The organism is Paraburkholderia acidiphila (assembly GCF_009789655.1).
Lineage (GTDB): Bacteria > Pseudomonadota > Gammaproteobacteria > Burkholderiales > Burkholderiaceae > Paraburkholderia > Paraburkholderia acidiphila.
On sequence record NZ_CP046910.1, the window covers coordinates 594,890 to 613,247 of the forward strand.

Annotated in this window: 29 protein-coding genes; 6 read left to right on the forward strand and 23 right to left on the reverse strand. The window is 62.2% G+C overall.

From position 1 onward, the window contains the following. Positions 1–70: 70 nt before the first annotated feature. Both FAZ97_RS17100 and FAZ97_RS17105 read left to right on the forward strand, forming a co-directional pair. On the forward strand, positions 71–301 hold the full coding sequence (locus FAZ97_RS17100) for an H-NS histone family protein (RefSeq protein WP_158759639.1): 231 nt from the start codon (positions 71–73) through the stop codon (positions 299–301). 320 nt (positions 302–621) lie between these two features. After that, a complete protein-coding gene (locus tag FAZ97_RS17105; RefSeq protein ID WP_158759640.1) occupies positions 622–1,200 on the forward strand; it encodes an NnrU family protein in 579 nt (192 codons plus the stop codon). A 187-nt stretch (positions 1,201–1,387) separates the two neighbouring features. Here FAZ97_RS17105 and pcaG read toward each other — a convergent pair whose 3' ends face one another. Both pcaG and pcaH read right to left on the reverse strand, forming a co-directional pair. After that, positions 1,388–1,975 (reverse strand): protocatechuate 3,4-dioxygenase subunit alpha, encoded by a 588-nt coding sequence (pcaG, locus tag FAZ97_RS17110; RefSeq protein WP_158759641.1) that lies wholly within the window; start codon positions 1,973–1,975, stop codon positions 1,388–1,390. 3 nt (positions 1,976–1,978) lie between these two features. Then, the gene (gene pcaH / locus FAZ97_RS17115) at positions 1,979–2,683 is read right to left on the reverse strand and encodes a protocatechuate 3,4-dioxygenase subunit beta (protein WP_112177053.1); all 705 of its coding nucleotides are present in this window, start codon (positions 2,681–2,683) and stop codon (positions 1,979–1,981) included. Between the two features lie 140 nt (positions 2,684–2,823). On the opposite strand from pcaH, the gene pcaQ reads away from it, so the two are divergent. Further along, on the forward strand, positions 2,824–3,840 hold the full coding sequence (gene pcaQ / locus FAZ97_RS17120) for a pca operon transcription factor PcaQ (protein WP_158759642.1): 1,017 nt from the start codon (positions 2,824–2,826) through the stop codon (positions 3,838–3,840). Between the two features lie 37 nt (positions 3,841–3,877). On the opposite strand, the gene FAZ97_RS17125 is transcribed toward pcaQ, so the two are convergent. Next, positions 3,878–4,540, reverse strand: coding sequence for a helix-turn-helix domain-containing protein (locus FAZ97_RS17125; protein WP_158759643.1), 663 nt, complete (start codon positions 4,538–4,540; stop codon positions 3,878–3,880). Positions 4,541–4,897: 357 nt separating this feature from the next. Here FAZ97_RS17125 and FAZ97_RS17130 point away from each other — a divergent pair, with 357 nt between their 5' ends. Beyond that, positions 4,898–5,101 (forward strand): DUF6900 domain-containing protein, encoded by a 204-nt coding sequence (locus tag FAZ97_RS17130; protein WP_158759644.1) that lies wholly within the window; start codon positions 4,898–4,900, stop codon positions 5,099–5,101. A gap of 168 nt (positions 5,102–5,269) precedes the next feature. Here the strand turns inward: FAZ97_RS17130 and FAZ97_RS17135 are convergent, their stop codons facing one another. The 4 genes from FAZ97_RS17135 to FAZ97_RS17150 form a co-directional block, all read right to left on the reverse strand. After that, a complete protein-coding gene (locus tag FAZ97_RS17135; RefSeq protein WP_158759645.1) occupies positions 5,270–5,776 on the reverse strand; it encodes a metal-dependent hydrolase in 507 nt (168 codons plus the stop codon). A 131-nt stretch (positions 5,777–5,907) separates the two neighbouring features. After that, positions 5,908–6,264: a sugar ABC transporter ATPase gene (locus tag FAZ97_RS17140; RefSeq protein ID WP_158759646.1), complete on the reverse strand. Its 357-nt coding sequence runs from the start codon at positions 6,262–6,264 to the stop codon at positions 5,908–5,910. 194 nt (positions 6,265–6,458) lie between these two features. Beyond that, positions 6,459–7,622 carry a porin gene (locus tag FAZ97_RS17145; RefSeq protein WP_158759647.1) on the reverse strand — a complete coding sequence of 388 codons (1,164 nt, stop codon included), beginning with the start codon at positions 7,620–7,622 and terminating at the stop codon, positions 6,459–6,461. A gap of 461 nt (positions 7,623–8,083) precedes the next feature. Beyond that, positions 8,084–8,293 carry a hypothetical protein gene (locus tag FAZ97_RS17150; RefSeq protein ID WP_158759648.1) on the reverse strand — a complete coding sequence of 70 codons (210 nt, stop codon included), beginning with the start codon at positions 8,291–8,293 and terminating at the stop codon, positions 8,084–8,086. Between FAZ97_RS17150 and FAZ97_RS17155 the strand changes: the two genes are divergently transcribed. Beyond that, entirely contained in the window at positions 8,292–8,813 is a 522-nt protein-coding gene (locus tag FAZ97_RS17155) for a hypothetical protein (protein ID WP_158759649.1), read from the forward strand. The genes FAZ97_RS17150 and FAZ97_RS17155 overlap by 2 nt on opposite strands. An 18-nt stretch (positions 8,814–8,831) precedes the next feature. Here the strand turns inward: FAZ97_RS17155 and FAZ97_RS17160 are convergent, their stop codons facing one another. From FAZ97_RS17160 to FAZ97_RS17175, 4 genes are all read right to left on the reverse strand, one after another. Further along, positions 8,832–9,266 (reverse strand): hypothetical protein, encoded by a 435-nt coding sequence (locus FAZ97_RS17160; protein WP_158759650.1) that lies wholly within the window; start codon positions 9,264–9,266, stop codon positions 8,832–8,834. A gap of 235 nt (positions 9,267–9,501) precedes the next feature. Next, complete coding sequence (locus tag FAZ97_RS35225) at positions 9,502–9,765, reverse strand: helix-turn-helix transcriptional regulator (protein WP_199272142.1); 264 nt, start codon at positions 9,763–9,765, stop codon at positions 9,502–9,504. Next, positions 9,762–10,112 carry a hypothetical protein gene (locus tag FAZ97_RS17170; RefSeq protein WP_158759651.1) on the reverse strand — a complete coding sequence of 117 codons (351 nt, stop codon included), beginning with the start codon at positions 10,110–10,112 and terminating at the stop codon, positions 9,762–9,764. Before FAZ97_RS17170 ends, FAZ97_RS35225 begins: the two co-directional genes overlap by 4 nt. After that, positions 10,109–10,579: an ASCH domain-containing protein gene (locus FAZ97_RS17175; RefSeq protein ID WP_158759652.1), complete on the reverse strand. Its 471-nt coding sequence runs from the start codon at positions 10,577–10,579 to the stop codon at positions 10,109–10,111. The genes FAZ97_RS17170 and FAZ97_RS17175 overlap by 4 nt, the downstream gene beginning before the upstream one ends. On the opposite strand from FAZ97_RS17175, the gene FAZ97_RS17180 reads away from it, so the two are divergent. Next, positions 10,578–11,084 (forward strand): hypothetical protein, encoded by a 507-nt coding sequence (locus FAZ97_RS17180; RefSeq protein ID WP_158759653.1) that lies wholly within the window; start codon positions 10,578–10,580, stop codon positions 11,082–11,084. The two genes, FAZ97_RS17175 and FAZ97_RS17180, sit on opposite strands and share 2 nt — an antisense overlap. Here the strand turns inward: FAZ97_RS17180 and FAZ97_RS17185 are convergent. From FAZ97_RS17185 to FAZ97_RS17240, 12 genes are read right to left on the reverse strand one after another with little or no spacing between them, the layout of a single operon-like run. Continuing rightward, complete coding sequence (locus FAZ97_RS17185; protein ID WP_158759654.1) at positions 11,077–12,081, reverse strand: phage Gp37/Gp68 family protein; 1,005 nt, start codon at positions 12,079–12,081, stop codon at positions 11,077–11,079. The genes FAZ97_RS17180 and FAZ97_RS17185 overlap by 8 nt on opposite strands. After that, positions 12,078–12,428 (reverse strand): DUF4031 domain-containing protein, encoded by a 351-nt coding sequence (locus FAZ97_RS17190; RefSeq protein WP_158759655.1) that lies wholly within the window; start codon positions 12,426–12,428, stop codon positions 12,078–12,080. The genes FAZ97_RS17185 and FAZ97_RS17190 overlap by 4 nt, the downstream gene beginning before the upstream one ends. Continuing rightward, positions 12,425–12,964: a hypothetical protein gene (locus FAZ97_RS17195; RefSeq protein ID WP_158759656.1), complete on the reverse strand. Its 540-nt coding sequence runs from the start codon at positions 12,962–12,964 to the stop codon at positions 12,425–12,427. Before FAZ97_RS17195 ends, FAZ97_RS17190 begins: the two co-directional genes overlap by 4 nt. Then, positions 12,954–13,943 (reverse strand): hypothetical protein, encoded by a 990-nt coding sequence (locus FAZ97_RS17200; protein WP_158759657.1) that lies wholly within the window; start codon positions 13,941–13,943, stop codon positions 12,954–12,956. The genes FAZ97_RS17195 and FAZ97_RS17200 overlap by 11 nt, the downstream gene beginning before the upstream one ends. A 26-nt stretch (positions 13,944–13,969) precedes the next feature. Beyond that, the gene (locus tag FAZ97_RS17205) at positions 13,970–14,167 is read right to left on the reverse strand and encodes a hypothetical protein (protein WP_158759658.1); all 198 of its coding nucleotides are present in this window, start codon (positions 14,165–14,167) and stop codon (positions 13,970–13,972) included. 49 nt (positions 14,168–14,216) lie between these two features. Then, positions 14,217–14,471: a hypothetical protein gene (locus tag FAZ97_RS17210; RefSeq protein ID WP_158759659.1), complete on the reverse strand. Its 255-nt coding sequence runs from the start codon at positions 14,469–14,471 to the stop codon at positions 14,217–14,219. After that, complete coding sequence (locus FAZ97_RS17215; RefSeq protein WP_158759660.1) at positions 14,468–15,040, reverse strand: hypothetical protein; 573 nt, start codon at positions 15,038–15,040, stop codon at positions 14,468–14,470. Before FAZ97_RS17215 ends, FAZ97_RS17210 begins: the two co-directional genes overlap by 4 nt. Positions 15,041–15,050: 10 nt before the next feature. Continuing rightward, positions 15,051–15,269: a hypothetical protein gene (locus FAZ97_RS17220; RefSeq protein WP_158759661.1), complete on the reverse strand. Its 219-nt coding sequence runs from the start codon at positions 15,267–15,269 to the stop codon at positions 15,051–15,053. Beyond that, a complete protein-coding gene (locus FAZ97_RS17225; RefSeq protein ID WP_158759662.1) occupies positions 15,269–15,829 on the reverse strand; it encodes a hypothetical protein in 561 nt (186 codons plus the stop codon). The genes FAZ97_RS17220 and FAZ97_RS17225 overlap by 1 nt, the downstream gene beginning before the upstream one ends. A gap of 37 nt (positions 15,830–15,866) precedes the next feature. Next, positions 15,867–16,322 carry a hypothetical protein gene (locus FAZ97_RS17230; protein ID WP_158759663.1) on the reverse strand — a complete coding sequence of 152 codons (456 nt, stop codon included), beginning with the start codon at positions 16,320–16,322 and terminating at the stop codon, positions 15,867–15,869. A gap of 51 nt (positions 16,323–16,373) precedes the next feature. Further along, positions 16,374–16,559 carry a hypothetical protein gene (locus tag FAZ97_RS17235; RefSeq protein ID WP_158759664.1) on the reverse strand — a complete coding sequence of 62 codons (186 nt, stop codon included), beginning with the start codon at positions 16,557–16,559 and terminating at the stop codon, positions 16,374–16,376. After that, on the reverse strand, positions 16,556–18,322 hold the full coding sequence (locus FAZ97_RS17240; RefSeq protein ID WP_158759665.1) for a ParB/RepB/Spo0J family partition protein: 1,767 nt from the start codon (positions 18,320–18,322) through the stop codon (positions 16,556–16,558). The genes FAZ97_RS17235 and FAZ97_RS17240 overlap by 4 nt, the downstream gene beginning before the upstream one ends. Positions 18,323–18,358: the final 36 nt, after the last annotated feature.

Consider the following 18,358-nt stretch of genomic DNA (forward strand, 5'->3'; position numbering starts at 1 on the left):
CAGGAAAGACGATTCTTTGCCGATCGTTGTATCGGTGCCTTGCCCCAGACGAAGCGAGAGGAATTAATCGATGTTCGACCTCGATGGAGAGGCGCGCGAACGGCTCATCGTGTGGATTCGACGCCGCATGGAAGAGTACGGCATTACGTTCGAAGAGCTTGAAGCGTCTATTGCCGAAAGCGAAAAAATACCCAAGTACCGCGACGCTTACGGGAATACGTGGAATGGCGAGGGCGATATGCCGTCCTGGCTGTTGCGCTATAAGCACGCGGGACAGGATATCGAGCATTTTCGCTGCTAGAGCCATGACGGTGCGTGAATGCGTGCCGGGGTTGCCGTTCGACCGCCAGACAGTCCGCGGCGCATGCCGCAAAGCCCGCGCATCGGCGCGGCGCCCAGTATTATTCAGCATAGTTTTAAATTGCCTTTCGGTGCGAGCCGGGTATTAATTGCGCTCGCTAATGTGCCGTGCCGGTTTAGGCGCGCAATGATTTACGCATTGTCTTTGTCGGCATTTGCGCGCGCGTTATTAGTCAGTTTTTTCAAAACTCCGGTTGGCCACGCGACCAAGCTGCGCGACAATCTCGCCCATTCCGTTCTTGCTGCGGCAGGGAGGTTGTCATGGTGATACTCGTGCTGGGCCTCGTGATTTTCATTGGTGTCCATTCGATCCGCATCATGGCGGCGCCCTGGCGCGCCGCGCAGATCGAGCGCTTCGGTCCACGTGCCTGGCGAGGCGCGTTTGCGCTGCTTTCCATTCTGGGCTTCGTGCTGATCGTCTATGGCTACGGTCTGTCGCGTCGCTACCCCGTGCCGGTCTGGCTGCCGCCGTTCTGGATGGCGCATGTCACGGCGCTCCTTACCGCCATTGCCTTCATCATGATCGTCGCGGCCTATGTGCCGGGTAATCACTTCAAGCGCGCGCTCGGTCAGCCCTTCGTGAGCGGCGTCGCGCTTTGGGCGTTCGCGCATCTGCTCGCGAACGGCACGCTCAACGACATCATTCTCTTCGCGGTTTTCCTCGTCTGGGCATTGTTCGAGCTTAGGGGAGAGAACCGGCGCGATCGCGAGGCCGGGGTCGTCTATCCCGAGGGGCAGGCGTCGCGCGACGTGATTGTGATTGTCGTCGGGCTCGTAGCGTGGGCCGTATTCGCCTTCTGGCTGCACGGCGTGCTCATTGGCGTGCGGCCGCTTGGCTGAACACGCGGCAAGCGGGCGAGCGCCGCAAGTGCCGCAAGCGCGCTGCAAAAAAGAAGCCTGCGCATGGCAGGCTTCGCAAGGTACAGCTCGGAGTTCCGCGATCAGATCGCAGCGGCACGATCATAGGGCCGGTTCATGAAAGCCCCGTGAAAGTCCGCGCGATTCGGCGCGCATACCCGTTGATGCATTACAGATCGAAGAACACCGTTTCCTGTTCGCCCTGCATGCGGATGTCGAACGTGTAGACGATGCTGCCGGCCTGCTCGCTGCGGCGCGCGATGAGCGTGTCGCGGCGTGCCGCCGGTACGGCGGAGAGCACCGGGTCCTGCGCGTTGGCGGCGGCTTCGTCTTCGAAGTAGATGCGCGTGAATGTGTGCGTGAGCATCCCGCGCATCATCACGATTACGTTCAGATGCGGCGCTTCGCCGGCGTTCTCGACGCCCGGCTTCACCGTGTGCACGATGAAGCGGCGCTGCGCGTCCGTGCCCGTGCCCACGCGTGCAAAACCGCGGAAGCCGTCTTTCGCAATTGCCTCGCGCGAAGCCGGATAGCGGCCCTTCGCGTCGACCTGCGAAAACTCGAGCATCGCATCGAACACGGCGTTGCCGTCGCCGTCGATCACGCGGCCCATCAGCGTGATGTGCTCGCCCGGCGTTTCAGGCCCGACCACGTCGGCTGTGAAGAGGCTCTTCAGATCGAAGTCGTATTGCTGCGGACACAGGCCGTAGGCGAAGTACGGGCCGACGGTTTGCGAAGGCGTTTCCTTGAGTGCCATGGTTCAACGCTCCGTAGGGGTTTGGTTCGGGCCGCGCAGCACGATGTCGAATTCGTAGCCGAGTGCGAAGCCTTCTTCGGTGGTATCGAGCGAGAAGCGCGAGATCATGCGTTCGCGTGCGTCTTCGGGCGTGCCCTGATAGATCGGGTCGAACGCGAGCAGCGGGTCGCCGGGGAAATACATCTGCGTGACGAGACGCGAGCCGAAGTAGTCGCCAAACAGCGAGAAGTGGATGTGATTCGGTCGCCACGCGTTCGGGTGATTGCCCCAGGGATACGCGCCCGGCTTGATCGTCAGAAAGCGATAGCGGCCGTCGTTATCGGTGATCGCGCGGCCCGCGCCGAGGAAGTTCGGGTCGAGCGGCGCGTCGTGCTGGTCCTGCTTGTGCACATAGCGGCCGGCGGCATTGGCTTGCCAGATTTCCACGAGCGTGTTGCGCACGGGCTTGCCGCCCTCGTCGAGCACGCGGCCCGTCACGATGATGCGCTCGCCGAGCGGCGCGCCGTTTTTCGCGGCGTTGCGCGTGAGGTCGTGATCGAGCGCGCCGAGGTCGTCGGTGCCGTACACGGGCGCATGCTGGTTGCGCAGCTTTTCCTTCAGGGGAATGAGCGGGAGCGTGGGGCCGCGCTTGACCGACGAACGGTACGGCGGATAAACGTACGCGGGGTGCGAGTCGAAGTCGCGCGGCGACAGGATGGACTCGTCCATAGGGTGTCTCCTGGGGTGGATTATTGGGGGAAGGGCTCGCCGCCGGCGGTGGTTGGCGTGGCGAGCCGATGCATGCACTTTATCCAAAGCGAAAAGTTATGCAAAATGATGTTTTTTCGCATCTCGTATAACGAACCGTTATGCAAAACCGGCTCGCGGACGGACGCGTCAAGTTCCGCCATCTACAGTGTTTCCTTGCCGTGGCCCAGATGGGCAGCGTGCAGCAGGCCGCCGAGAGTCTTTCGGTCACGCAGCCTGCCGTGTCGAAGACAATCGCCGAGCTGGAACTGGTGCTGGGTGTGAAGCTGTTCGAGCGCGGCCGGCACGGCGCGGTGCCCACGCGCGAAGGGCAGCTTTTCATGCCGCACGCGAGCGCCTGTGTGAGCGCGCTGCGCCAGGGCGTGGCCTTGCTTGCGCGCGACGAGGGCGCGGTGACCGCGACGCTCGATATCGGCGTGCTGCCGACCGTCGCGACGGCGTTGCTGCCCGGCGCGTTGCGTCACTTTGGAGAGGAATGGCCTCGGGTGAGCGTGCGGCTGGTGACGGGCGCCAACACCGAACTGCTCGAACGGCTGAAGACCGGGGCGATCAGCTTCGCGGTGGGCCGCCTCGCCGACCCCGAGCGCATGGTGGGCCTGAGCTTCGAGCAGTTGTACAACGAACCGCTCGCCGTGGTGGTGCGCGCGGGGCATCCGCTTGCGCAGGGCGCGGGGCTGCCGGCGCAACTTGCGTCGTTTCCGCTTGTGATGCCGCCGTTCGGCACGTTGATCCGCCAGGCGGCGGATAGCCTGCTCGCGGCGTGGGGCGCGCCGCCGCTGTCCGCGTTCGTTGAATTGCTTTCGGTTTCGGTGGGGCGTGCGCTCGCGCTCGAAAATGACGCGGTGTGGTTCGTGCCCGCCGGCGCCGTCGAATACGACCTGCGGCGCGGCACGCTGGTGCGGCTACCGCTGCCTTCGGCTGGCGGCGAAGAGCCGGTAGGGGTGATTCAGCGGACCGATACCCAGCCTGCGCCCGCCGGCCGCGCGTTGATCGAAGCCGTGCGGCGCGCGGCGCGCGAGCGCGAGGTGCGCCCGGATGGCGCCGCGGCGCCGCGCAAGCGTCGTACGCGTGCCGCAAACACTTCGGCTGACCAGCGATCGCCCAGCGCGAAACGTTGAGGCTTTAAGTTCCTGCAGACGTTAAGCCGCGCCAGATTCAGCCGGTCGAGAGCTTTGCCTTGGCGCGCGACTTCGACGCGGCCGGGGCTTCCGGCGCGACGCCCGGCAAGCGCGCGCTCGTGGCCATCCACAGCACTTCGGCGTCTTCCTCGCTGGTCGAAACGGCTGCGTGGCCGGTGCGGCTGTCGAAGTAGAGGCTGTCGCCGGCTTCGAGGTAGGTGGGCGCGTAAAGCTCCGAATGGAGGCACACACTGCCGCTGATCACATAGAGAAACTCTTCGCCTTCGTGGCGGCCCCAGTCGTCGAACGCGTCGAGCGAATGCGCGGTGATGCGGATGCGAAAAGGCAGCATCGCCTTGTGGGCGAGATCGGTGGCGAGCAACTCCATTTGATAGCCGCGATAGGCATGGCGCTGGCCCGCGCCGTTGCGCGTGATCGCGCGGCGGCCGCCGGCATTGAGCTTGGGCGGGGTGCCAAACAGCTCGGCCAGGTCGATCCTGAGCCCGCCGACAATTTTTTGCAGCACGTCGAAGGTGGGCGACATCAGCCCGTTTTCGACCTTCGACAAGGTCGAGCGCGAGACGCCGCACAGGCGGCTGGCCGTGTCGAGCGTAAGGTCCTGGGCGACGCGTGCGGCGCGCACGCGGCGGCCGAGGTCGGTAGTCGCCGTGCTGGCGGATGCGGAGAGCGTGGAGTCCATGGGCTGCGTTCGAAGACTGACGAAAAGCCCTGGTTGGGCCGCGCGATGTGTTACCGATCATATCAAACGCTTGCCGGCGTGAAAGCCTGGCCGGATGGCCCGCTCCGGCCGGGGCCTCGGCACCGGTGGACGGCAGGCGCGAGCCCTCTTCCATTAATGCCCTAATTCACTTCGAATTAAAAAGACTCGATTTAAAGATTTTTAAAACTTAATCCGCCGCTAATTTGACAAATTTTAAAGATTTATTGAGTTTGATATTAGAGTGGCGCCTCAAAATGCGTCCATGCGTCGCGGCTCACACGGAAATTGATATTTATCATTGTAATCAGATGATGTGGATCAAGTGGAGAGAGCAAAATGCATGACGAACGACTTGAGTTATTGCTGGCAATCTCGCGAAGAACGCTCGGGATCGAGAGCTTCGAACTGACAGGGAAGCCGACGGCCGACGTACACCTCGTGAGCGTGGAGGATATCGGCCGCGCTCTGGAGTCGGCGTACGACGCCGGGTTGATCGTCGGCTACCGCATGGGCCGCGCGGAGTGCGAAGAGAGCGCTTAATACCGCGTGAAACGATTTAGGGGCGGCGTCCTTTGAACGGGACGCCGTTTTTTATTTTCGCCGCTATTAACTCGTTAATAAACCCTGGTCCTGAACGTGGCGCGACGGCGTTGTTCTGTCGCGAATCAATTGCTGCGTTTGCGTCAATTACCTGGGAAACCTGATCAATTAAACAAGCCTGCGCAACGGCGCGAGCGACCAGTCGTGCGGCACGCCATGCACAGCGAAAAACCACGCGGCAACCCATGACGCGGCGACGACGATCAGGTCGCAACGTCCGCTGCGCCACCAGTTCAGCGAGTGCCGCTGATAGATCCACGGCACACCGAGCGGATTGGGCCAGTCGGCGAACAGGTGGACAACGCCGCCGCAAGCGAAGCCGAACGCGGGCGCCGCGAGCGGCATGTGTCCGAGTTTGTGATACGACCACACGAGCAACGCAATCCAGCCGATGCCCCAGTGCGTGAGCGTGCGATGCGTGATCCAGAGGCGCCGCTTCTTGCGCCACCAGGCGACTTCCAGCCAGTCGGGCGCCGATCCGCCCGCGACACCCGCCGCGAACGCGAGCGCGGCGTAAAGATGCCAGGCGCTATCGGCGCCCTGATGCGTGACGATTGCGGCGGCGATGACGCCGGCTGCCCAACCCGTGGCGTGATGTGCGGTGCCTGATGCCATGAAGCGATGTGTTGCGAAGTCGAAGGGGGCGCAATCTTCGCAGATGTGTCGCCGTTATGACAGGGGTGAAATGCAGGCGACATGGGGTACGTTGTGCGGCGCGGGCGGCGCCCGCGCCCGCGACTCGCGCGTCAGGTCGTGCAGCGCGCCACGTCGAAGCGCAGTTCTTCTTCAGGCGGATCGTTCGACGCGGAGGCGCCGTGCGTCACGCGAATGACCGAGCCGTGGCCGTTCGGCGTGAGCGTGACGAAGTACGATGCGTCCGGGCGCGAGCCCACGCTCAGTTCGGTTGTGCCGCCGTCTCGCGAAGTGTGCACGTGCGGCAAGCGGTCTTCGAGGCAACTCGCGATCGACGAAGCCGAACGCGCCGACGAAGCGTAGATCATCGTTTCGCCGCTTGAAGCCGTGCCGGACGGCGGTGTCGAACCGCAAGCGGCGATGAGTGCGAGCGGGGTGGCGGCGAGAAGTCGAAGCGTGAGCGTTTTCATAAGCGGCGTGACAGTATCGAAGCAGCGGATTATGCCAATGAGTATACGCACCCTGATCTGAATCAAGGCCCACGCAGACGTAAAAAGATGCAACAGCAAACAAGAAAAAACGCCCATGCGCTTGTGGCGCATGGGCGTTTCGCGAAGGAACAGCAATGCGGCGGGTCGCGTCGCGTTTGCTCGAACCCGGGCGATCAGAAACGGTGACGCAGACCGACCGTCGCGGCCACCTGGTTGTTCGTCGAGGAGGGCGAGAGCGTATTGATCGCGGCCACGTTCGCGATGCCCGAGCCGTCGGCGTTGTAGCCGAGCGAGCCCGAAGCGTGCTGGTAGACGCCGGCGAGATACACGTCCGTGCGCTTGCTCAACGAGTAGTCGGTGCCGAGCACCACGGTGTGCCACTTCGGGCTGTTGTTGCTGCCGTTGCCTGTGACCGTGCCGTCGGTGAACGTGTAGGAGCCGACGAACGCGAGGGCGGGCGTCAAATGGTAGGCGCCGTTGATCTCATAGTTGTCGACGTGCAGGTTCAGGCCCGAGAGACCCGGCAGCGGCGCACTGCCGCCACTCGAGAGACTCTGCATGCCGTCGATCTGCGAATGCGTCCACACGAAGCCAACCTGCGCCGGGCCGTAGGTATAGTTCACGCCCGCGCCGAACGAGCGCTGCAGCCGTGCCGAGATGTTCTGGTCAGCCGAAGCCGCGCTGTTCGCGGCACCGAGGCCACCGGAGTTGTTCTGCTGCGAATAGGCGGCTGCGAAGTTCAGCGGGCCGTTGCCATACGACGCGCCGACGCTCCACGCGCGGCCATTCGCGAAGCCGTTCGTGTCGTTGCTGAAGCCGTACAGGCCGCCGAACTGGAAGCCCGAATAATTGACGCTGGCGTACTTGACCGAGTTCTTGATCGAATAGCTTTTGGCGAGGTTGTCGTTGTCGAACGGGTGGCCCGCGAGATTGTTGCCGAAGCCCGCGCCGGCTTCCGAGAGCGGCGAGAGGTAATCGACCATCGAGTCATACTGCCGGCCGAGCGTGAGCGTGCCGAACTGGTCGCTCTTCAGGCCGACATAGGCCTGGCGGTTGAAACCGTTGTCGCCGTTCTTGTAGCCGCCGTTGTTGAGATTGAAGCCGCTTTCCAGCGTGAAGATCGCCTTCAGGCCGCCGCCCAGGTCTTCGGCGCCGCGAAAGCCGAAGTAGTTGTTGGAGAGGGCGCCGCTGCCCTGAGCCCACAGGCTGTGGCCGCCTGCGTTGTTCGCGTAGACGATGCCCGCGTCGAGCGAGCCGTAAAGGGTGACGCTGCTTTGCGCATGTGCGCTCATGGCGAAAGTGCTGAGGACGCCTGCAAGGATGAGTGCTTTTTTCATGTTTTTCTCCGATCAGAACCTGGAAAATCAAAGGCCGAATATGCTGAAAATCGATTTCATGCCCGGTTGATTCGTCACAGAATGTAGGCCTGAGATTCGAGGTATTTACGCGGATTGACGCAACAATCTGTCGATCTCATTTCGCTAATCGCATTAATCGATGTAAGTCACTGCATTTAAAGGGATTTATAAATCCATTATTCGGTGCGGCAAAATGATCCGTAGGAATAATCCGTTGCGCACTTACGACGATGCGGCAATGCCGCGCAGGCACTGGCCTAGCGCGAAATCAACACTTTTTCAAGCGTGATTCTCGTTGTTTGGTGGAAGGTACTCTTCCAGATCCTGGGCTGAACACACGCACCGCGCGGCGCTACAATTTCTTCAGCCCTCGACCAAGGGTGGTCTTTTTCATCTGTTTTACGCGGCTCTCGGGCCGCGTTTTTTTTGCCTGCGGAAAATCATTTTAAATTAATGCGCGCAGCGGAATGGCGCATTGCGGAAAACGTAATGATTAAAATCGCTGGCCGATATTCGGATTCGGTGGCCGGATAATCGGTGCTTTGCAGGGGAAAGACGTGGCGTCCGACGCGCGGCGCGATGCGGGTAGAATCTTGCCCTTGCCCCGCGACGGGCAAGTCCCGTGCAGAACCCGATGAAAACCCCGCCATGACCGATTCTTCCTCCGCTACCGATCCCGATTTCCCCGCCGACGACACCGCCGCAGAGGCCGAGGTGATCCAGGAAGCGCGCCTGTGGCGCAAGGACGGCTGGACCGCGCGCGTGATCAAGAATGAGGACGACGACGGCTGGGCCGTCGAAATGATCAAGGATGGCGAGCCGGAGCCCGCGCTGGTCGGCCCCTGGACCATGGGCCGCGACAAGAAGAATCCCAAGCCGCTCGACACATCGGCGTTCAACACGCTCGTGAAGACCGCTTCCGAGGTGTTGCGCCGGCACGAGCAGCAATTGCGCGCGCTGCTGCACAAGCGCGTGAGCGTGCAGACCGCTGAGGGCGATGTGGACGTGACGCTCGATATCGTTCCCGACGAGTACGAGCCTTATGCGCTCGTTAGCGCGATCGATGCGTTTGGCGAGCAACTCGCGCAGACGCGCGTCGCGCCGAACTTCAAGCTGACGAAAGCGCGCGCCGAGGCCTGGGCGGAGGGCGGCTTCGGGCGTATCGAGTAACGATCAGAACCAGCCCGCTCAGTCCTGCTGGCAGAAGATCGCCGTCAATAGCGGGCCGGCATGGTGGACGATGGCGTTATTGCCTGCCGCCGTGAGCGCCGCCTGCACCTTGGCCTGGGTGCCGACCACCACGGCTCCGTAGGCCGAAGGCGCGATGGGCTTGCCGTTGCCGGTCTTGAAGAGCGGATCGTCTTTCTGGAAGCCCACCACGGCGAACACGCTGAAACCGTAGGCGGTCATGTGCTGGCCGTGCGCGGGCCAGAACGCATTGATCGAGTTGCTTTCGACTTTCATGGGCTTCGGATCGATCAGGTTTTGCGTGATCAGTCCCGAGATGAAGTCGTGTGCGGACTCGCTGCAGGTCAGTGAATCGTCAATGACGGCGGCGCGGGCGTTGCTGGCGAGAAGCGTCAGGGCAGCGAGAAAAAGGGTGATAAAGGTAAAGCGTTTCATTACTCGAATCGCGAAAGTGCGTGTGCCGGGGCTGGAATGCGGCGTGCGCACAACGTCTGGACTGGCGCAAAGGGTTGCACTCTACGCGTGTTCGGGAGATCTCGCTTGCGGCGATGCGCGAGCCGATCTGGCCGAGCCGATCTGTCGCTTTTGCTTACAAAACTACAAGTTAATGTGGAGCGAACGTCGGAATACCTGCAAGTTTTCTGGAAGGCGTATATATTGCGCGGGTATATCATGAGTGGTAGATTTTCCCTTGTTTTTCAATAACTTGCTCGTGGTCCATGGTGGGTGTTTCATCGTCAGCTACCATGGGGGCTACCAGTCCGCTCACCATCAGCGCTCGCAGGCTTTCGTCCGTGATTCCGGACGAATTTTCACCGATCTGAACGCGCGTCAATTTCCCCATTTTCGCAAATCTGTAGATCGTGTTCCGCGACACGCCGAGCGCAGCGGCGGCGGCGTTGATCCGGTGCAGTTTCGGCAGGACGGTGCTCATTTGCTGTGGCCCTCGTAGTCGAGTAATTCGGTGACGACTTCGCCGGTGTCGACGAAGTACCAGTCGGAGTCAGTCAGGTTGTTGATCAGGAAGCGTTCGAAATCGGCTGGCGGCGCGGCGCGCCGGATGCGCTCCCACTTCGCGGGCGGACCGCGCCACGTCGGCTCGACGCCGGCGGCGCGCGCGGCGGCCAGGTTGTGGTGACCGTCGACGACGAGTCGATACCGGCGGCCGCGCAGCTCGAGCTCGGCGACTCGCACGATGAAGACGCGGAAGCGTGCAGCCTTGTCCGCGACCTTCGCCGGGTCTAGGAAGCGCTGCGACGAGATGAGCGGGGCAGCCGTCACGCGATCACTCCCAGCTCGTGCATCTGGCGCAACTGCGTCGCGACGTCGTCGGGGACGTCGAAGAACTGCAGCGCGCCCTTGCATTCGACGAATGGCACCGGCTTCACTTCTTCGAGCCGGAAGCCGAATTGGCCTTCCATGTGCCATCGCGAAGTCCGCTTCGCAGACGGAATGCAGTCAGTGAGGGTCGCGGCGCCGATGATCCCGCCGCGGTGAAGTTTTTCTTGCCCGGGCAATGCGATGTCGATGTCGAAGTAGTCGAGGAAGCCCTCGACGTCGTCATACTCTGCGCGCGTCATTCCCTTGCTCGCATGGATCAGGAAACGTCCGCGGAGTCTCGTCGGCCAGGTCCGGTTCTCGATGTCCTTCATATCACAGGCTGCGAGAGCAGCCGCTCGCGCTGCACCGGCGAGATCGGGGCGCACGATGAGCCACGCCCATGGCTGGCGGACGGAAAGTGCTTTCATGCTAGGATTTCTCCCCTTGCAAGTTGGCGCCCATAAAATGCCGAGTTACTTTCATTTGTGTTCCGTCCAGTTATCCCCGGGAAGCGTCATTGAACCCGGCAACTGGGGACGCATAATCGAGCTGTACCCACAAGATAACAACGTGTCGAACGCATGGCGGACGGCCGTCGAGCAAGTCTTCGAAGCGACGCGTCTGCAACTTACGCCAGACGCTCCCAGCCGGCTGACGAGCGCATTCGCATTCTTGTCGCAAGCTGATGCAGAGCGGCAACGGCCCCAAATGGGCTGGCTCAACATGCTGTATGAGGTCGAACTTGTTGATCCGGATGCCGTGCAACATATCGGCGTGTTCGATCTTTTGACCGCTGCATACGTGATCGACGGCACACGATTTCTTCCGAAAGCGCGCGGTTTGGCGACGCAATACTGGAGTGGCTCGGCTGCGGACGGCACGAAAGAACTGGTAACAGCATCGCCTTTGCGGATAGTCAGACGCATCAGCTAATGCCTCGCGGGAATGCGATATGTGTACGCCCGTCGAGATGTCGGCCGGCGGCTTTCTTTCCCGTGGCGAGAAACTGCTGATTGCCGATTGACGTCTGCGCGAGGCGACGACCGAGCGATCGTTCCGGGCCGTCGTAGTCGACGTGGATCGCGCCGTCCGGAAGCTCCTCAACGGCGACCGGAAGCCACTCTCCCCACTGTTTGAACAGGAAGGGCGTTTCGACGGCCGCGCATTGATCGCGCAGAGCACGTGGCCAGTCGGGATGCAGCGGTCGCGCGCGGCCGCCGCTCTCGCCACCGACGATCACCCAGTCGATATAGTCGTGCGTATCAGGCCTGTGAATTGGATCGGACCTGTGGCCGCCGCATCGGCCGCAATACCCATCCTCCATCTGCTTGCCCTGCACGAAGGCAACGCAGTGGGGAAAGGAGGGCGTCAAGTACTCCCCGATGTCGACGGGTCCGAGCAGCGGCTCCATGCTCAGGAACTTCACGTGTGCGGGGATGGACAGCAGCTTCGGGATGTCGCGATCGGCCTCTTCCTGATCGACGACTGTGATGCCGAGCCATACGTTTTTCTGGCCGGCGCACCAGTCGTGCGACTTCAGCATGCGCTGCGCGTTGCCGATCCGCTTCGTCAGCAGCAGCCAGTCGAGGTTTGGTGTCAGCTCGATCAGATCGAACAGGTCACGCCGCCACAATCGATCGACCTCGTTGTCGAACACGTCGGCGAGAGACGCGCAGAACACGCGCTGGCGGCGCCCGTGCGCCGCGAAGAACTCGGCGTGCGCCTTATTCCACTGCAGCGGCTTGCGCCAGTTAGCGGCCGATGTGCGTCGACGCGGCGCGCCGGGCCCCCAGTTGATTGCCGTGCCGCCGGCGAAGCGCGCATTGCGCGCCTCCGCGTAGCAGTGATCGCAGCCCGGGCCGACCTTCTGGCAACCCTCCCAGGGGTTGAACGTGTGATCGGTCCATTCGATTTTGCTGTTCTCGCTCATGCGATGGTTCCCTGTTGGCTGGATGCCTCACGACGCGCCGCGAAGTGTTTCGTCTGCCATTCGATCGCGTCGGCATGCGAACCGAGCTGACCCGTGATGCGTCTGCGCATAGCCATGGCGCCACATTGGCGCCATGTGATCTCGACGGCGCCGGCGGCGATCGCGAGGGCTTTCTTGCTCAGCGCGATGTCGTAATGACTGTCGTGGGCTGGCGGCGCTTGCCACCAGCGCCGCGCGACGCCGATCTTGTCGGCCATCGAATGCAGCTCCTCGTCGGTGTCCGCGATCATGTGGCACATCACCATGCGGCCATAGCCCGCGCGCATGTCATCGACATAGACGGTCATGCCTCAGACTCCTTGTGCTCTGCACGATCAAGACGCTCGATCTCGGCGAGGATCAGCGCACCTGCCTTCACGAGGTCGCGACGTGGTGTGGTTGGTTTCCACCACTCAAGCATCCACGGCCACTGACCTGGCACATTGCCGGCGTTAAAGCCGCCTGCCGATCGGGCGTAGCAGATTGCAGCGCGAATGAGATCGCCGTCGATATAGAGATCGTCATCCTCCGGTAGATTGCCTTCCACTTCCACTTGCCGACGGCGTTCCGCGACGACGTCGCGCACGGCTTGCGTGTCGCGGAGCGTCCATACCGGTGGTTTGCCGAGCGGCGGCCGCCACTGCTCGGCGCCGTCGGTGTAGGTATAGCCGCGCGCCGTGAGCGTGCGCACGGCAGCGTTGCTCGCGCGCACCGTAGCTTCACGAGCCTCGCGTGCGGCCGCGGTCTCTTTGAAATAATCACATGGCTCGACGGCGCCGCTCTTGATGCGGTCGCAATCATCACCGCAATCGTTGAGGCAGTCGCAGCGTGACTTAGTTGTCATCGCTGGCTCCGTTGCGAGCAGCGTCGACGGCTGCATCGAAGGATTCACCGCGGAGCGCATAGTCAATTTCCCAGTTGGGATTGCCGCTGGCATAGTTCCTAACCGCGACAGCTTGACGGCGCAGCCATCGATACCGCTCTGAATCGACTGGGCTTTGCACAGGTTTATCCACCGTTTCTGTGGATAAGGGCGGCTGCCCGCTGGCACCGAACCAACCGGCCAACGCACCATTGGTGAAGTCGCTCTTATAGGCGGCGTAAGGCGCCGGAGAGCAGCGGGTCAGGTCATAGCTGCGCGGCTTCGCCCAGGCCTCGAATGCTGCGCGCGCGTCGGGCTGCGAGGCGAATGCATGCGGGCCAGCCGTCCAAGTCATCGGGTCTCCTTCCGGTCTCCAGGTGGGGCGCGCTGCCGCAGCAGGGGCACCACTAGCTGCCCGAAAGGCGCGAGCGAGCGCTGGCATTTCGGTTTTCTTGAACGACCATGCCTCGGGCGTGATGTAGTGGGCATGGGCGCCCGCAATCGAATTGACTTGCTGGGGCGTCAACTCCAGCGGCGCAGCCGCAGCAGGGGCGACGGGAGCGGCGTCGATGATCTCCCATCCGTAGCCGGGATCGTCGTCGTTGACGCGCTCGGTGCACCAAACACGGACCTTCACATCGGGCAGTCGGAACGCGGCTTCGAACTCGATTTCGCCGCCTTGGGATGGCACCGGCCAATTTGCATTCACGTAGTCGTCGACGGCTTCATCGATCGAGTGCGCGAACTGCTCGCTATCCTCTTTGAGCCACACCATATCGGGAACAGCTTGCGGCGCTTGCGCTGCATCGGAAGGGAGAGCGGCGAGAGCGAGCTTCGCCAGCTCGAAGAGCGTTTCCGGCCGCTCAGTGATCGACATCCAATAGGCGCCCTCGGCAACACACCTCTGAGCGTCGGCACGAAGGTGTTCAATATCGGCGCGGTTCAGTTCTTTCGCATCCATGTTGGTTCAATCCTCGTGAGCGGTGGTCAGGCGACTACGGGCGCGCAGTGGCTAACGCACACGCAACCGGATTTGCCTTCGAGCCACACAACAGCCGTATGCCCCGAAAGAACCGATGCTTCGGTGCGCGTGCGGTATCGGGTGATTGGTCCATCGGGCAGATGCGAGCGATAGTCGACAAACTGTCCCACCTTCACGCGGTGATTGAATGCGTCCGCTTCCATCTGCGGATCCGGGCGCCTGCGTTGATTGGTTCGCATATCGATCCCTGTATCAGTTGGACTTCGGTTCGACGGGATGGCCGAGACAGCCATGCTCTTTGTGATCGAAGTTGTCGCACTTGCCGAACGGGATGAAGTTGTGACCGTGCGACAGCTGCTCAAGCAGTTCGGCCTTCGCCTCGTCTGGTGTCATCGTGCGGCCGTCGTCGTGCTTGAACATGTTGCGGAAATCGCGCGTTCTCCAGTTCGTCAGCGCACCGCGCACGTCGAGGCACATATGGAATGAACGTCTCTCGCTTGTGATCATGCTGGCGCTCCATCGGACTTATCGGAGAGCTCGCGCGCGCGATCGCGCCACATCTCGAGGTCTTTCGTGCCGGCCTTGCGCCAGTCGGCACCGTGGCGCAGCACGAGCTTCACCATCCAATGCAGGACGTGCGCCTGTTCGTCTTCGGCCCGTTTCTTGACATCGATTCCGGCGGCACGCATCGCCTGCGCGATCGAGATGCATTGGAAGCACATCCAACCGAGCACTTCGCGTAGCTCGGGCGTGAGCTCGTCGGGGTAGGCGGGAAGTGGCCCGGCCTCGAGAGCGGCCGTCGCTGCGGCGACGGCATCCGCGTCCCCAACAATCGTGACGTTGGCGATATTCGCGACGGCATCGCTACGTTGCTTGTCGATGCAAGATGGGAGCGTTGCGCATTGTGCGAAGTCGCGGAGCATCCGGAGTGTGTGTGCGTCATACTCGTCGACGTCCCAGTTGAGAAACTTCAGCGCCAGCGCACTGAGCGTTTCATCATCGACCGTAGGGCACTCCGCGACTCCGATTCGGTCACCGATTATGGGATCTTGGTTACCTTTTTCCTGCATATCCATTGGACGTTCCTTAGATTCGTGAGCGTGCAATCGAGCGCAAACTACGCTCACGCTGGATTGCCACTTTCCCGATCAGCACCAGCACACGCTCTCCGCGATCGGATGACACCATGGCGGCGAAGGATTGCACCAGTGCGTGCAGTTGCTCGGTCGTCGGCTGGTTCGCTAAGAGATAGCGCCGACTCTCTTCCAAGAAGGCATCGCGTCGGCGCTTGCGTTCGATGTTCATCAGTTGCCTGCGACGCGATAGTTGGCAGGCTGCGTATCCGTACGCGACTGCAACTCTTCGGGCTTCAGAGCGCAGTCAAAACCGGCAGCGAGATATGCGTCGTAGACTTCTTTTGACACCTGACATCGGATGAGCACCGCGGCCTTCTGGAGTTTCGCCTTCACGTCCGCATCTTCGGTGATGGTCGACTGACGGACCGTCTCTGCTGCAGCGACCTCGAGCTTGCAATCCTGCAGGCTGTGCGAAGCGCCTCCGACAAGCGAGAAGCCGGCGACGGCGCCTCCGAATTGAATGGTCTGGCCGCAGTTCATCTGCGAGAAGCTGGACGCGTATGCGCCGAGCACGGGCGCCGAGACGTTGCGCACGGTCTGCGTCGTATGCTCCGGATCCTGGCTGAACTGAATGGTCCCTTGCGCAGTCGACGTCGATGCCGAGTTCTGCGTTGCGCTCGCCGACGTCGACGTTTGTGCGATCGCGCTCGCTGCATTGGCGAGGAGTACAATCGACGCCGCGATGATGAAAGTCTGTTTCATTGTTGTCACCCCCAACGGTGGTTGCACGGGCCTTCGGCATTAGCCGTACCGAAGGCCCTCTTCATCAGTTGCCGTACGAATAGCTGCCGTTGACATTCGAGTAGCCGTACGACGAGACGTCGGTACCGACGCCCGACTTGCTATCGCCATAGCCGCTGCCGTTCGTATAGCCACCAGCATTCGCGCTCGACGTGCTGCCCGTGTAGCCGAACGAGCCCGATGCGCCGGAGCCGATGCCGCCCACGCCGAAACCACCGACACCGCCGCCGATTGCCGTACCGCCGATGGCATAGCCACCGCCGCTCGAGTTGCTCCACTGCGACGAATAGCCGTTGCCGTTCTGGCCGGCTTCGGCCTGTGAGCCGCCGGACGTGCTGACCGACGAGCCGAATCCGCCGCTCACCGAGAACGACCCGGCGGGGCCGCCATTGCCATAGGCATTGCCATTACCGTTGCCCGCGAAAGCGGGAGCGGCGGCGAGTGCGAGAGCTGCTGCAAATGCGAAAGTGATGCGCTTCATGTAGATCTCCGTAGGTTGGTTTTGCGCGGTGGTCCGGCCGCGCCCGGTCCTTCAAACCTTTTGTTGTTGATCCTGCGTGCCGCTCGCGCGACGCTGTGCGTCGACGTATGCATCGCCAAATCGGCGCAGCGCATCGAGCGAACCCCTGACGCTCGAGTACTGCTGATTCCCGATCACGGCGTCGAGCTGGACGAACATGCCGGCGGCGCGCGCGAGCGCGATGAGTTCTTCGTTCATGGGCGGCCGGTGTTCGGGAACGGCCACGCCTCTTTCGCCGCGGCGCTATTGAAGGGGGCCGCTGGCGAGACCTTCTTCGCTGCTGTCTTTGCAGGGGCAACCTTCTTCGCCGCCGGTGGCTTCGCTGTGACTTTCTTGACGGCAACTTTCTTCGCCGGTGCGGGTTTGGCGTTTGAAGCCTTCGCCGTGGGTTTCGGCGACGAAGGGGGCGCCTTCGTTACCGGCGCCGGCTTTTCCTTTGGCTTCGGCCGCATGTCGGTCTCGACATATTTCCGCACGACACCAGGGTCGATGCCGCGCTCGCGCGCGATCGCCTCAAGCAGCTCCGGTTTGCCCATCGAATAGGTCGGTGCGACGGATTCATCGACGAGCGCGATGTCCATCACCAGGCGGCCGAGCGCTTCCGAATCAGCGGCGAGCTCGTCGAGCTTCTTCGCGAAATCTGCTTCGCTGATCGCGCTCTTGCCCCAGTCGTAAAGCTTGCAGAGACGCTTCTGGTTTTCGTTCCAGAGGCGGCGATAGAACGTGACGGCGACGATCTTCAGATCGAAGTCATCGAGGCCGGTGCCCACGTGCTTCGCGCGAACCTGACGGAAGAGCTCACCGCGATACGCATCGGCTTTTTTCTTCTTCGCGAGCTCGGCCGACTGAGAGGGATTCGACGTGCCAGTGCTGCGCGCCTGAACGCCCTTGTCCGCGAGAGCTTTCTTGAGATCTGCCTTCGGCATGACGTCGATCAGCTTGCCGTCGTATGGGCTCTCGAGCAGCGCCGCGGCCTTCACGCCCTTTGCGCCGATGATCTTGCGATACGAGCGGTGCTTCGGGTCGTCGTAGCAGGTATCGTCGAGTCTCACCATGCCGCCCTGTAGCTGGCTATATTGGTGGGGCAGTACTGCCTTCGCTTCCTTGCCGGTGATGACCGTCCGACCAACGGCCTCGGCTTCAGCGCGCTTCTGCGCGGCCGCCGCGTCACGTTTCTTCGCGAAGCAGGCCGGATCCGTGCAGATCTCCTTGCCGCGCACGTCCTCAAAGAGTTCAGGCTGGTTGCCGGTGCGCTTCGGGCAAGGGCCGCATGCTCCGGCCGCAGGAATGAGCGCCGCGTCGGACGTCTTGAATGGCGCTTGGTCGAGCCGCAGCATGTATGTGCGCTCGATGTGTTCGGATGCAGCCTTGACCGTCCGCGGCTCGCCATTCACGTACGGAGCCGTGAGCTCCTTCGCCGCTTTGTCCTGCAGGTCGGTGGGCAGGCGCGCGATCATCAGCGCGGTTTTCGCGTTCAGCCTCTCGTCGAAGAACAGTTTGCGCGTCGACGCACTGAGCGCGCACAGCTTCAGGCGCTGCGCGACGTACGTGCGCGTCTGGCTGACTTCGGCCGCGATCTGCTCGAGCGTGTGTCCGCGATCGGAGAGGACCTTGTAGCCGTCGGCTTCCTCGAGCGGATGCAAATCCTTCCGCTGCAGGTTCTCGACGATCTGGATGTGCAGCACCTCATCGTCGTTCAGGTCGCGCACAAGAACCGGTATCTCGGTGAGGCCTGCGGTGTTGGCTGCGCGAAACCGGCGCTCGCCACAGACGATCTCGAACAGGCCGGTATCGTCATCTGGCCACGGGCGCACGAGCAGCGGCTGCACTACGCCGTGTTTCCGCACGCTCTCGGTCAGCTCTGCCAGATCGGCCTCCGGGAAGCGCTTGCGCGGATTCGTGGGAGACGGCCGCACGGCGCCGAGCCGTTTGAATTCGATGGATGCCTGTTCGTTCTGCACGGAATACTCTCCTGATCTGTTCGGGGCCATTCACGC